The organism is Binatus sp. (SeqCode) (assembly GCF_049584895.1).
In the GTDB taxonomy this organism is placed as follows: domain Bacteria; phylum Desulfobacterota; class Binatia; order Binatales; family Binataceae; genus Binatus.
Genome location: NZ_JBAUYR010000106.1, coordinates 1 through 12,251, shown reverse-complemented (window position 1 = coordinate 12,251; position 12,251 = coordinate 1). Strand labels below are relative to the sequence as shown.

The following is a 12,251-nucleotide window of genomic DNA, read 5'->3' as shown; positions in this document are numbered from 1 at the left end:
TTCGGTTGTGAACTCGCCGGTTTTCACTGTATGAAATATCGATGCGCAAAACTAAATTTCGCTTTTCGGTCCTGCTCGTAAGTTCACTGGTTGTCAACTTCGCGGTCTGTGCTCGCGCCAACGCCCAAAGCGGAGGCGACCTGCCCGACTACATGGATGTGATCGTCGGCAAGGGCGCGCCCGCGTCGAAGTCGCAGGTCGCCGAACAAAATGTGCTCGCCCTCGACATCGCAATGTTCGGTCTGTACGACGAGGCGCAGGCGAAATTTCAGAAAAATTTCCTCGCCGAGCACCCTGTGATCATGGGTCTGTTCAGCAACCAGGGCGGCAAGCTCACGCTCTATCGGCCGGGCAAGGCTCCGTTGGAAGCTCCGCAAGTTCCGATTCGCTACCAGATCTATAAGTCCGTGGGACACTCGGCCCTGGCGCTGTTCGAGCTAGTGGGATCTCACCTCGGCACCGTTTCCGACCAATCGTGGGTCGGCCCGATGCGCGCTTTTCGCACGACCAGTCAGAGCGCAATCGACAGCCTTGACGCGCTCGATCTGGATACCGACGCGCGTGAGAATCAACGCAAAATCCTCTCGAGCAATAACAAGTTCATGGACGCGTGCCTCAGCAACGGCAGCTATACGTTCGCGGACATCCAGCAATACGCAAACCAAGTGAAACCTTTCCTGGCGCGCAATGTCTGGCTGGGCGCATCAACCCAGGTCGAGCACTGGATGGGAGTGCTCAAGGGTTGGAAGGAGATGCTGGGTCCGGATTGGGACAAGACTTACGGTGTCAGTAATACACTCTACGTCGCGCGTCAGAATAACGTCATCTTCAGCACGATGGCGCAGTTCTTCGGCAAGGACGCGATGAATACGCGCCTGTTCCTGTTCGAGACGTCGCAGTTCGTCACCACTCCCGATCAGATGTTGGACGTGCTCATTCGGACGGTCGCCGATCGCTCGGTAGGTCAGGTGTTTTTCGGTAACTACTATCTGATGGATTACGAGCTGATGGGTGGTGATGGGCGCACGGCGATAGCAGAAGAAGATAAGAAATATGGCATACCGGTGTTCCTGCCGCCCGCGGTGCCGTTCCATTCCAACGAGTGGCCCTTCAGAATCGATCCAAGCCAGGGCGAAGGTCCGGCGACCATCCAGGAGATCAAGTAGGCGTCGGGTCTAGAACAGGACCGTGACCTGCGCGGTCATCGCGACGGCGCCTTGCGTGCGACGACTCTCGCCGGGATTGGGGATGTAGCTGAGGACGGGTTCGAAGAATGACGTACTTATCAGATGCATCTGATAGTAGGTCTGGATGATGGCCTCGTTGCTGCGGAAGCCGTATGCACGATTCAGCCATGACCACGCGAGGCCGGTGCCGATTGAATCCACCGGCCGGTGTGGAACCAGGCCGAAGCCGGTGAATCCGGCGCCGAAATATTCGTTGGCGATCATCGTGCGCGAGTCGTTGATGCCGAACTGGAAGAAGCCCGAGATGCCGCTATTGTCGATGCCTTCGTGACGCCTCCATAGACGCTGCGATCCGAACGTGTAGAAGCCCTCGGATCCATTTTGACTGGTTCCGGGAGCGTACAGTTCGCCGGTTTGCGCCCATCCGCCTGCGGCCATTATTCCGATCAATTTGTGCTCACCGAAAGTCCAGGCGTAGCCGGCCTCGCCGATCGTGAAATAGTGTCCATTGAAGACCGGGCCCTCGCGCAGGCCGGTCTGTATGCCTGTACCCAACGCGCCGTCATAGAAGGCGTAAGTAAGATAGAAATTCCTGGTCGGCGCGAAATTCGCGGTGATTCCATACGCAGTGTTGTAGTATCCTGGGGAGACGCCAATCAGCGTCGGGTTTTTGAAGATCGGGGTGTAGATGAGTCCCGAGACGGCAGGAACCTGGAGACTGGTGTCCGAGGTGGGAACCGCGCGAATGACGTTGTTGAAGTCGGCGGTCGGCGTAGTCTTGCCGGCTCGAATGATGAGCTTGTCGGCGAACAGAGTCTGCCGCCACCAAAGCTCGTACAGTTCGGTGCGAACGAACGGCTTCGGTCCTGACAAGCCGTCGTATGCGGTGATGACACCGGCCTTGCCGTTGCTGTCCTCGCCGTTGAATTGCATCAGTTCCGCGTCCATCGAAGCGCCGGGAATGCTCGCCAGCTTTTGCAAGTCGATGTTCAAGTTCAGAAAGAGCGCGCTGTTGAAGCCCCACGTCCGCGGCTTCACTCCGCCGGTGAACAGGTAGTCGGCGTTGCCGATCCACAAACCGCCGACGCGAACGCCCGGAAGGTGCTCGAGTCCGATCAGATGACCGAGCAAACCTGTGCCGGGAATGAGGTTCGAGGCGCCGGGGTTCGCACTGATCGGCTGGACGTTCGCGCTTAGCACTTGTGCGATCGGCGACGACGGCGTGCTGGAAGCCGACGGAGTCAATGACGAAACAGGCTGCGGGACAGGGTCGGCGCAGGACACATCATTCGGCAATGACGACAGCACGCCGATCGCGCACAGCATCGCCGCCGTGGCGAGAACACGCCGGCTGAGATACCGCTTCATCTGACACTCACGCGCTCTTCTTCTCAGTACTCTCGAAAATCCGCCGGTAAATGCGATCGGGTGTAAGCGATGAATCGTGGAAGCGGATGCCGGTGGCGTTGGTCAGCGCGTTGGCGAGCGCCGGCGCGATTGGATAGATCGGCGCCTCGCTCATCGACTTGGCGCCGAGCGGACCGAACGCGTCGTGCGTGTCGGCGAAGTAGATCTCGGTGCGCTCGAGCACGTCGGCATATGCCGGAATGCGATAGTTGCGAAAGGTCGGATTGATCATGCGGCCGGTCTCGTCGAAGACCATCTTTTCCTGAAGCGTCCAGCCGACTCCCTGCGCGACCGCGCCCTCAACCTGCGCGCGACACTGCATCGGATTGATGATCACGCCGCCGTCACAGCCGTGGACGCTCTGCAGAATGACGATCTCGCCGGTGATGCGATTAACTGCGATGCGAAATGCCTGCACTTGGAACGTGACGCTGCGCGGAGTGCCGTAGGCCTTGCGCACAGTTTCGAGCTGACGTCCAGCCTGGCGCGACGCCGCGAAAAAATCCGCCAGCGGAACGCGCGTGTCGTTGTAGAAGATGGCGTCGTGCTCGATCCGGCAGGCGTCACGGCCGACGGCGTAGTTTTTGGAAGCGAAGGTCAGCATCCTGTCTCGCAGCGCTTCGGCCGCGAGCCGCACTGCGTTCCCAGACACAACGGTGCCCGCGCTGGCAAACGCTCCGGTGTCATAGCCGGTTTTGTCGGTGTCGGATTGGACCACCCGCACGCGCGACGCAGTGCTGTTGAGCACGCTCGACACGATTTGCTGATGAACCGTCGTCGTCCCGTTGCCGAATTCGGCGGTGCCGATCGCGAGGTGATAGTTGCCGTCCTCGCCGAGGGCGATCCGCGCTTCCGAACGATGCTCCGTCGGCGGCACCGATCCATGCATCGAAATCGCCATGCCTTGACCTTCGAGCCAGTCCGCCCCCGGCGGACGCTTGACGCCGTTGCCGCGCTTCATTGCCGTCTCCACCAGGTCGATACACTGATCGAGGCCGTAGCTGCCGAACTCGGTGTCGGTCGCGTCGGTGCTCTCGGCAATCATCTGATCGTCCGGCTTGACGACATTGATGCGGCGAAATTCGTACGGGTCCATCTTGAGGCTGCGCGCGAGTTCGTCCATCGCGCACTCGACCGCGAAAATCGTCTGCGTCATTCCGTAGCCGCGAATCGCGCCGGCCGGCACCATGTTGGTGTAAACCGTGTAACCGTCGACTTTCTTGTTGGCGCATTTGTAGACCGCGACCGCCTCGCCGCACGCCGCGTACAAAGTTTCGCCGCCGTGATTGCCGTAGGCGCCGGTATTGGAAACGACCCGCACCTCCATCGCCGTCAGAGTGCCGTCGCGCCTGGCGCCGACCTTCATCCTGACGTTCATCGGATGGCGCGTGGTCGCCGCGATAAATTCCTCTTCGCGAGTGAATTCGATCATCACCGGACGGCCGGTCTTCAAAGTGGCGAACGCGCAGATGTCCTCGGTCAGCACCTCCTGCTTGCCGCCGAAGCCGCCGCCCACGCGCTCGCAAAAGACCCGAACGCTCTCGGGCATCAGGTCGAAGATGTAACAAAGCTTTTGCTTGGTGATGTGCGGCGTCTGGCTGCTGGTGCGAACGTTGAGGCGACCGTTGTCGAGCCATGTAATCGAGCAATGCGTTTCGAGATGCGCGTGTTGGACGCGATGCGTGGTGTAGCTGGCCTCGTGGATTACGTCGGCCGCTTTGAAGCCGGTCTCGACGTCGCCGACGTTGCCGTGAATTTCGAGCAGGATATTCTGTCCGGGGCGCCGGATGCGTGACTCCGCGCCCTTGTCGTGAATGACGGGCGCGCCCTTGCTCATGGCTTCTTCGGGATCAAACACCGCGGGCAGTATCTCGTAATCGATTTCGATCTTGCGGCACCCTTCTTCCGCCGCGCCTTCGGTTTCCGCGACGACTGCCGCGACCCGTTGCCCGACAAACCGCACGACGTTGTCGAGCAGGTAAGTGTCATTGGGATCTACGTGATAGTCATCGTGCGTCGCGGACGTGTACAGTATCCGCGGAACGTCTTCCCAGGTGTAAACGCCGCGGACGCCCGCAACCGCCAGGGCGGCATCCTTGCGTATCGCCTTGATGCGCGCATGGGCGTGCGGCGACCTGAGCAGTTTCAGATGCAGCATGCCGTCCATCGCAGTGTCGAGGGTGTAGCGGACCTTGCCGGTTACGATAGCTTCGGCAGCGGGCGCCAGCAGTCCAGCGCCGCAAGAATTACCCGGCTGATCTTCCTCGATCGACGTGACGCCGTGAATCGCGTTTTCGATCGAGTGATATCCGGTGCATCGACAAAGATTGCCCTTAAGGTACCGCGGCAGGTTCTCAATCTGTTTTTCGCTCAACGTCGCTGCGGTCATGATCATGCCGGCCGTGCAGAAACCGCACTGAAAGCCCGCCGCCTGCATGAACGCGTTTTGCATCGGATGCAGATCGCCATTCTGTGCGAGGCCTTCGATAGTCGTGACCTTATGACCGTCGGCGCGAAAGGCAGGAATCAGACAGCTATGAACCGGGACTCCGTCGAGCCACACCGTGCACGCGCCGCAATCGCCCGCGTCGCAACCTTTCTTGACCCCGAACCATCCCATCTCGCGCAGGAAAGTTCGCAGGCACTGTCCCGGGCGCGGCTCTTCCGAGAAAGTTTTGCCGTTGACCAGGTAACTCACGACTGCACCTTGCCCGATAGTTCGCGCCTGATCTCTTCGGCGAAATGAAAAGTCATGTGGCGGCGATACTCCGGCGTGCCATGAACGTCGTCGAAAAATTTCGGAATTTCGCGCTCGAGGCGCGCGCGCAGATCGCCGGGATTGGGAAGTTTCGTAAACTGGAGCCGATGCGGCCGCTCGGTCGACGCGGAGACCATCAGCATGAAGACTCCGTCGCGCGGATCGAGCGTCCCGGCCAGTAGCGCACTCGATCGCCCGAGGTGTGTCAGCGACATTCGGCGGAAGCTCGCCCGCTTGCGCAACGCCGAAGCCGGCAACTCGATAGTTCTGAGCAAATCGCCCGGCTGCAACACGTTCTTATGGTTGCCGGTGACGAAGTCCTCGACCGGCAGGCGTCGCTCGCTGCCGTCGCGATTCAGAATCCTGCAGATGCCTTCGAGCGCGACCGTTAATGAAATCATCGGACCCGCCGGCAACGACATGCATACGTTGCCGCCGACGGTTGCCGTGTTCCAGATTTTGAATGACGAGAGAAAGGCGCGGCAGCACTCGCCAATCAGCGGCGCTGCGGTCCAATCCGCGGGCGCGGATAACTCTACCAGCTTGGCAATCTCGCAAGTCGCCGCTATTTCCAGGCCTCGAGCGCTCACGGTCAATGGCGCCCAACCGAGGCCGTGCAGATCGATCAGCCGGCGCAATTGCGGCTGCGGCTCCGAGAACAGCCACGTGCCTCCGGCGAGCCATGCGTCGCCGTCGCGCCAATCGATCATTCCGTCGCCAGGTTTCGGACGCGCAATCTCCCCGATGGTGTTTAAATCCACGCAATCCCCTCTAAGGCCGTTTCGAGCGCGCTAACTTCCTGTCAGGATTTAGTCCCAGTGAGTTGACGGCGCGTCATCTTTAAGTACAGCGCCCTGTCGTCGCAATCAACGAGGCGCGATTGAGGAAGCGAGAATGAAGCTCAGAAACAGTCGGAGAGGTCCAACGGTTGATGCGACAGAGGATTCGCTCCAGAATCGAGATGATTATCACAGGGAATCGCAGTCGCCCGCAACTCAGATGAACAGGCAAGCATCGCTACTAGCAACCGTTGTTCTTTGCGCGCTGATCGGAATCACTCATCGCGCTTCCGCAAGAGAATTGGACTATGCCTGCTCGACGCCGCCAATCGAGCTGACCTTCGCGGTCACTGATCATCATTACAATGGTGCGGTGAGTTGCGGAAATTTATTTTTGCAATCGGACATACCCACCGCTCCGATGGTCCGATGGAAAGGCGCGGACCCGACCAGGCTCTACACCCTGTTGATGTTGGACTTCGACGGGAACGCCACCGGATCATGGCCGGACCCGGTCCCTGCTGGCGAGAACGCCACCGTGCGGCATTGGATGGTCGGCAACATTCCCGGCGATCTACTCCGCGGCATTGGCTACATGGAGTCCACCGGCGATCCAGGAACTGATAAGATCTCAGTCCTGCAACCGTATCGCGCGCCCCACATTCCAGTGGTTTCGGATCGATACGGCATCTACTTGTTCGAACAGACCAGGAGGATCGACTTCGCGGCGGTGATGGGACCTATAACGAATTTCGACTACGCGACCTTCCTCGACACTTATCAGTTAGGAGATCCTAAAGCTTCCAACTTCTTTATAGCGATATACACGTCTGAGTCGCCATTTTCTGGAAAGCCCTTCCATGGGAATGATGTTTCCGGGGTTTGGCATCAAGGCTACGGGAAAGGGAAACTTGCACCGTCTCAGCAATGATTTTGGACGTTGTCGATACGTCGAACCCCCAAGTGGATACCGAAGCGATAGCCGGGCTCGCAGGCTCGAAAACCTGCACCGCCCACTCATAGACAAGATGAAGGAGTGCGTAATTCTGGCCGCATTCTGCATGGCGCTGGCAACCACGGTGGGGTCGTCATTGCGGGCGCAGACGCTGGCACCGAACCTCGCGCCACTGGTGCGGCTTGCCCCACCCTTTACCGCTAACAAACTTTCAATCCTCGCAAGCTTGCGTCAAAAAAACTTCACGGGACTGGATTCGGAATTCGATCAGTACCAGCAGGCGTTTGAGAAGACTCCGGCCGCAGAGCTCAACGAAAAGCTGGCGTTCGATTCGTTTGCTACGGACGACCCGTCAGTCGGCGATCTGATCGAAGAGTGGATAATAGCCCGGCCAAATTCATTTGCCGCGCACATGGCGATGGGTTCCTATTTTTCGTGGAGAGGTTGGCATACACGAGGACCCGCGTTTGCGGATGACACTCAAGCCGCGCAGTTCGAAAAAATGAACAAATTTTTCGCCCAGAGCGATACCGAAACCCGGTTGGCGCTGAAGATTAAGCCGAGACTCAGCATTGCGTACGCCGTCCTGCTGGGTGAGGCACGCGGAGAGAGCAATCACGCGATTCACCAATCGTTGGAAGGCGACGCGCTTCGAGAGCTGCCCGCCAGTTTCGTGATCCGGGAGGAGGTTATGAAATCCCGATACCCCCGCTGGGGTGGAGACCACGAAACGATGGCAGACTTCGCTCAACAGTCGCAGGCCTTCGTGAAGGAAAACCCCCTCTTGCATTGGCTGCTTGGCTTCATCGACGCGGACGAGGGAGAGACCCAGGGAATTAGCGGTCAACTAGATCAGTCGATCGTCACTTTAACGCGGGCAATCCAGAAAGGCGGCGACTACTCAGGGTTCTATTTCATCCGCGGCGAGAGCTACGTGCATTCCAGTTCATTTGAGAAAGGACTCGAGGATTTCAATCGTGCCAACGAACTGTTTCCACAAGATCCTGAACTGCTGATTCTGCGCGCCGACGTGCTGGCGCGACTTGGCAGGCCGAAAGAGGTTCTCGCAGACCTGCAATTTGTCAACGTTTTCGAGGCGCCAAACGCCGACTCAAATCAGCTTCACGACTGGGCTGTTAAGGCGAGCAGGGAGCAGCACTAGAAAGGCCTATGGGTATAGGGTCCGGCACAAAAGCGGGCGGGATCAGTGTGGACTCGCCGCGGTCGAGCTTCTTGATTCAACTGACGTGCCGCGCGAGCGACCGGATCGTCTCAAGCTTGAGTCACGGGTCGCTTTTCCATCAGGACCGTCTAGTGTCAATTGAAGAGCCGCTCCGATAAGGGTCAAGGAGAACGCCGGGACCCTATGCTTTAGTGAAGAAGCGCTGGCGGCAACGTTAGCGATGATGGCGTTATAAATCAGAGGCGCACAACGACCACCGATGAACCAGACTATGCAGATTTTGCAGACAGTGATCGCAACCACATTAATGGTCGTGGCAGCGATTATGATCGGGCGGGCACGGCGACGGGCTCGCGAGCAGAAGCAATAGCTCCTGCCGCTCAAGCCCACATCAACGTTCCTTGACCGGGAGCGCGGGCAGAACAGAACCGGTAACGATTAAGCCGGCGTCGCTATCAGGCACCCCATGGCGCCTCGCTATCTCATCAGTACGAGGTACACGGCGAGAGCTAATCCAATGGTTGCCAGGATCAGCGCCACTGCGATCGCGACAGAGGACGGTTGCCCGATATCCTCCCCGCGGTTGAGCTTTCTGATTAAGCGGACGTGATTGATCGATGCGGCTACGTTGACGGCTGCTCCGACAATCAGAAGCGTGGTTCCGATCCAGAGCGAGACGCCGGTGGACTCGGGCGAGTGCGAGTGGGTGGTCGTCGCGATCTCGCGCAAAAACAGGCCGAAGCGCGCGACAACGAAGCCGAAACCCATCAGCGCAAGACCGGTCCGGATCCACGCGAGAAAAGTTCGTTCCGCGGCCAGGTAGTCACTGGGAGAGGCGCTGCGGTTCTCCGGCATCGCTTTGATTCGTCCTCGCTCGCGGCTGTCCTGGTGAAACGCCCGGGCTCAGGTGACCAGGAGCGGGCGGGCCCGGTACAATACGTACAGCGCGATCAACAGGACGACGGGACTCTCGATTGATGCGATCTTTACGTGAATGCGCTGGGACTCGATACCGAGATTCGACGTGATGAAGATTATGTGCCCTGCGACGACTTGCGCCATGTAGAGCAGCGCGAGGATTAGTCCCCAGCTCCGACGCATCAGGATTCCGATTCCGAAGGCGGCAATGACGACCGCTTGCAGAGCCATCGTGACGCGCGCCCGGTCGCCATGGAACTTCACGCCGAAAATCACGTCCTCGATCGGGACACCTCCGGCGGACAGGTTGAAGAGCGCGCGCGCCAGCAGAACTGCTGACCACACGACGCAGAGGCCGGCGAAGATCTGAAGGTCGCGCGGCCAGCGGACGACGTCCGCGGCCATCAGCGGGTCAGCCATTTGGGATTGTTGATCGCGACCGCATCGGCAAGTGACTGGCGTACGTGAGCGCGCAGCGCGGGATCGTCGATCGAAATCACGCCCGCACGAATCTTTTCCGCAAGTTCAACACTCAATGCCTCGACCTCGCCGTCGTGGCCGAGGATCGCGACCAGGCGCCCGTGCTCGACTTCCGCCTGCGCGCCGCGCAGTTCAAGCTCGCGGCGAACCGTATTAAGCACGTTGACGGTGACGCGGGTCTGGAAACGATGGTAGCCGTCGAGCGTCGGCATCAGTTCGGTTTCCAGGTATTTGACGGCTGCCTCGAGCAGAGTTGTGGCCTTCGGAGTGCTTTGTGGCATTAGTCAGTCCTATACTCAATCGAATAGTCAGTCACGGCCTTCGATTAGATTCAGAAAGTCCCACAGCGGCTCCTCGACTCGGCGACCGATCGCGCATCGCTCGATTCCCACTTCTTCGGTGCCGCGAGTGCCCATGCTGAAGCATCCTATTCCCCAGCGCACGCTGCCGTAGGCCTCCCAGAAGCGCACGTGTGCGGGATCGACGGAGTGTCCGCTGGCTTTCTCGTAGGCTTCGAACAGGTCGTCGCGCGTGCCGAAGCCGCCGACCGGTTTCTTACCGCCGAAGCGCCACGTTTTGACGCATACCCAGCCGAGATCCTGCATCGGGTCGCCGCTCTGTCCTATTTCCCAATCCAGCACGCAGCGGATTCCTTCCTCGCCAATGATGAAATTGCCCGCGCGAAAATCGCCGTGTACGACGGTGTGGCGGGTGTTTCGGGGAGCGTGCTGCTCCGCCCATTTTAGACCGAGCTCGAGGGCCGGCGAATGAAATCCGTAGAACTCGATAATGCGCCGCTGGGCCGCGATATGCTCCGCGGGCGTCAGCTTCATCAGAAACGGAACTTCGGCGAGGGGGATGCGATGGATGGCCGCTAAGATTGTGCCGCACTGTTTTGCCATCGACGCGCGCGCGGTGGCGAAGCGCTCTTCGCGCAGGATTTTCGTCGCGAGCGTCTCGCCAGCGACTCTCTCGGTTACGTAGCCTGCGCCGAGGCCGTCGTCGGGCTTGAGAATCGCGCGGACGCGAGGAGCGGGGACGCCGGCTTTGACCGCCGCGATCATCAGGCGCGCGTCTTCGTCTGCGATCAGATGCGGCGAGACGCCAGCCAGCGGATTGCTCTCGTCGTTGGCGCGCGGGCTGGCGAGTTGCAGAATGAGCTGCGCGCGAGTGTTCGCGACGTCGGCGTCGAACGACCACGTGGTTTTGTTGGCGCCTCCGGTCAGTCGTTGAAGATCGTGGATTGTTCCCGGCGTCCCGACGTGACGCGCGATTGCCGCTTGCAGGCGCGCGGCGAAATCTTCACTGCTCATGTTTGTGTCGCGCGCTGGTTTTTCACTGCTCTATTCCTCCGCCACCTTTCGGTCCTTGAAAAATCCGAACAGGTATTGCGCGACGCGCCGCATCTGGATTTCTTCCGAGCCCTCTGTGATGCGGTAGCGCCGGTGATGCCGGAAAATGTGCTCGAACGGCTTGTGCCGCGAGTAGCCAATTGCGCCGTGCACCTGCATCGCGCGATCCGCCGCTTCGCACACAAGCCGGTTCGCGCGATAGTTGCACATCGCGACCTTGTCGGAGAGTTTGAGCGCGACCTCCGGCTTCGACATCTGATCCATCTGCCACGCGGTCTTGTGAATGAGATTTCGAATCATCTCGGCTTCGGTGTGCAGCTCGACCAGCGGCCATTGAACGGCCTGGTTGCTCGCGAGCGGTTTACCGAACGGCTTGCGCTGCTTGGAGTACTTCACGCTCTCGTTGATGCAATATTGGGCCGCGCCCAGCGAGCCGGCCGCCTGCCGGATGCGATTCTCGTGGACGAAATGCTGCGCGACCGCGAGTCCGTTTTCCGGATCGCCTAGAATCGAGTCGGCGGGAACCGCGACGTCAGTCAGCGAGACGCGCGGATGGTCAGTCGGCATGTTGAACGTCCACAAGTACTCCTCAACCTTGAAGCCCGCGCTTTTGGTCGGGACGATGAAGCAGGTGATGCCGCGCGGGCTGCCGTCGTTGCCGCTGGTGCGCGCGAAAACGAAATCGTGGGTGGCGACGTGCAGGCCGGTGTTCCACATTTTTGCGCCGGTGATTCGCCAGTGATCGCCGTCGCGCACGCCGCGCGTCTCCATCCAGGTCGCGTCGGAGCCGTGATTGGGCTCGGTTAGTCCGAACGCGATTCGCATCGAGCCGTCGAGCAGCTTTGGAATGAATTCTTTTTTCTGCTGCTCGTTGCCGAAGTCGCGGAACATCAGCACGGTCGGCAGATTGCCGACGATTGAGCTTTCGTTCTGCAAATCATTGTGCAGGCCGAGGCCCTTGGCCGCGAGGTATTCGCGGATGATCGCCATCGCGAGGTTGGTGCCGTCCTTGCCGCCGTATTCTTTCGGCAGCGCGTAGCGATAGTGGCCGGCCTTGTCGGCGCGCCGGCGCATCTCGCCGAGCAGGGCTTCCCATTCGTGACGCGGCAGACCGTCACGCTCGAAGTCGGTGCGCGCCCATTCGCGACGATGGTCGAAAAAGCGGATGTTGTCGTTCTCGCGCTCGAGCGGTTTGATTTCTTTCTCGATGAACGCGTCGAGCTCTTTTAAAT

11 protein-coding genes are annotated in these 12,251 nt (G+C 59.7%); 3 read left to right on the top strand and 8 right to left on the bottom strand.

From position 1 onward, the window contains the following. Nucleotides 1-41 precede the first annotated feature (41 nt). Nucleotides 42-1,166 carry a hypothetical protein gene (locus WB650_RS18720; protein ID WP_422303351.1) on the top strand — a complete coding sequence of 375 codons (1,125 nt, stop codon included), beginning with the start codon at nucleotides 42-44 and terminating at the stop codon, nucleotides 1,164-1,166. A gap of 9 nt (nucleotides 1,167-1,175) precedes the next feature. Here WB650_RS18720 and WB650_RS18715 read toward each other — a convergent pair whose 3' ends face one another. From WB650_RS18715 to WB650_RS18705, 3 genes are read right to left on the bottom strand one after another with little or no spacing between them, the layout of a single operon-like run. After that, nucleotides 1,176-2,555 carry a carbohydrate porin gene (locus tag WB650_RS18715; protein ID WP_422303350.1) on the bottom strand — a complete coding sequence of 460 codons (1,380 nt, stop codon included), beginning with the start codon at nucleotides 2,553-2,555 and terminating at the stop codon, nucleotides 1,176-1,178. Nucleotides 2,556-2,562: 7 nt separating this feature from the next. Further along, entirely contained in the window at nucleotides 2,563-5,292 is a 2,730-nt protein-coding gene (locus WB650_RS18710) for a molybdopterin-dependent oxidoreductase (protein ID WP_423961584.1), read from the bottom strand. Further along, entirely contained in the window at nucleotides 5,289-6,113 is an 825-nt protein-coding gene (locus WB650_RS18705; protein WP_422301411.1) for an FAD binding domain-containing protein, read from the bottom strand. Before WB650_RS18705 ends, WB650_RS18710 begins: the two co-directional genes overlap by 4 nt. Nucleotides 6,114-6,246: 133 nt before the next feature. Here WB650_RS18705 and WB650_RS18700 point away from each other — a divergent pair, with 133 nt between their 5' ends. Both WB650_RS18700 and WB650_RS18695 read left to right on the top strand, forming a co-directional pair. Further along, nucleotides 6,247-7,062, top strand: coding sequence for a YbhB/YbcL family Raf kinase inhibitor-like protein (locus tag WB650_RS18700; protein WP_423961582.1), 816 nt, complete (start codon nucleotides 6,247-6,249; stop codon nucleotides 7,060-7,062). Beyond that, on the top strand, nucleotides 6,992-8,248 hold the full coding sequence (locus tag WB650_RS18695; RefSeq protein WP_423961580.1) for a DUF4034 domain-containing protein: 1,257 nt from the start codon (nucleotides 6,992-6,994) through the stop codon (nucleotides 8,246-8,248). Before WB650_RS18700 ends, WB650_RS18695 begins: the two co-directional genes overlap by 71 nt. Before the next feature lie 498 nt (nucleotides 8,249-8,746). Here WB650_RS18695 and WB650_RS18690 read toward each other — a convergent pair whose 3' ends face one another. The 5 genes from WB650_RS18690 to WB650_RS18670 all read right to left on the bottom strand — a co-directional run. Beyond that, nucleotides 8,747-9,124, bottom strand: a complete 378-nt coding sequence (locus WB650_RS18690; protein WP_422301405.1) for a YidH family protein — start codon at nucleotides 9,122-9,124, stop codon at nucleotides 8,747-8,749. Between the two features lie 48 nt (nucleotides 9,125-9,172). Continuing rightward, a complete protein-coding gene (locus WB650_RS18685; protein ID WP_422301403.1) occupies nucleotides 9,173-9,607 on the bottom strand; it encodes a hypothetical protein in 435 nt (144 codons plus the stop codon). Continuing rightward, entirely contained in the window at nucleotides 9,592-9,948 is a 357-nt protein-coding gene (locus tag WB650_RS18680) for a DUF6285 domain-containing protein (RefSeq protein ID WP_422301401.1), read from the bottom strand. Before WB650_RS18680 ends, WB650_RS18685 begins: the two co-directional genes overlap by 16 nt. Nucleotides 9,949-9,975: 27 nt before the next feature. Next, nucleotides 9,976-10,980 carry a phosphotransferase family protein gene (locus WB650_RS18675; RefSeq protein WP_422301400.1) on the bottom strand — a complete coding sequence of 335 codons (1,005 nt, stop codon included), beginning with the start codon at nucleotides 10,978-10,980 and terminating at the stop codon, nucleotides 9,976-9,978. Between the two features lie 30 nt (nucleotides 10,981-11,010). Further along, on the bottom strand, nucleotides 11,011-12,251 hold a 1,241-nt coding region (locus WB650_RS18670), incomplete at its 5' end, for an acyl-CoA dehydrogenase family protein (RefSeq protein ID WP_422301398.1).

What these genes read in the sequence shown, in the direction of transcription:
- WB650_RS18720 (WP_422303351.1), top strand. Translation starts at nt 42, where the DNA reads ATGCGCAAAACTAAATTTCGCTTTTCGGTCCTGCTCGTAAGTTCACTG.
- WB650_RS18715 (WP_422303350.1), bottom strand. Translation starts at nt 2,555, where the DNA reads ATGAAGCGGTATCTCAGCCGGCGTGTTCTCGCCACGGCGGCGATGCTG.
- WB650_RS18700 (WP_423961582.1), top strand. Translation starts at nt 6,247, where the DNA reads ATGAAGCTCAGAAACAGTCGGAGAGGTCCAACGGTTGATGCGACAGAG.
- WB650_RS18695 (WP_423961580.1), top strand. Translation starts at nt 6,992, where the DNA reads ATGGGAATGATGTTTCCGGGGTTTGGCATCAAGGCTACGGGAAAGGGA.
- WB650_RS18690 (WP_422301405.1), bottom strand. Translation starts at nt 9,124, where the DNA reads ATGCCGGAGAACCGCAGCGCCTCTCCCAGTGACTACCTGGCCGCGGAA.
- WB650_RS18685 (WP_422301403.1), bottom strand. Translation starts at nt 9,607, where the DNA reads ATGGCTGACCCGCTGATGGCCGCGGACGTCGTCCGCTGGCCGCGCGAC.
- WB650_RS18680 (WP_422301401.1), bottom strand. Translation starts at nt 9,948, where the DNA reads ATGCCACAAAGCACTCCGAAGGCCACAACTCTGCTCGAGGCAGCCGTC.
- WB650_RS18675 (WP_422301400.1), bottom strand. Translation starts at nt 10,980, where the DNA reads ATGAGCAGTGAAGATTTCGCCGCGCGCCTGCAAGCGGCAATCGCGCGT.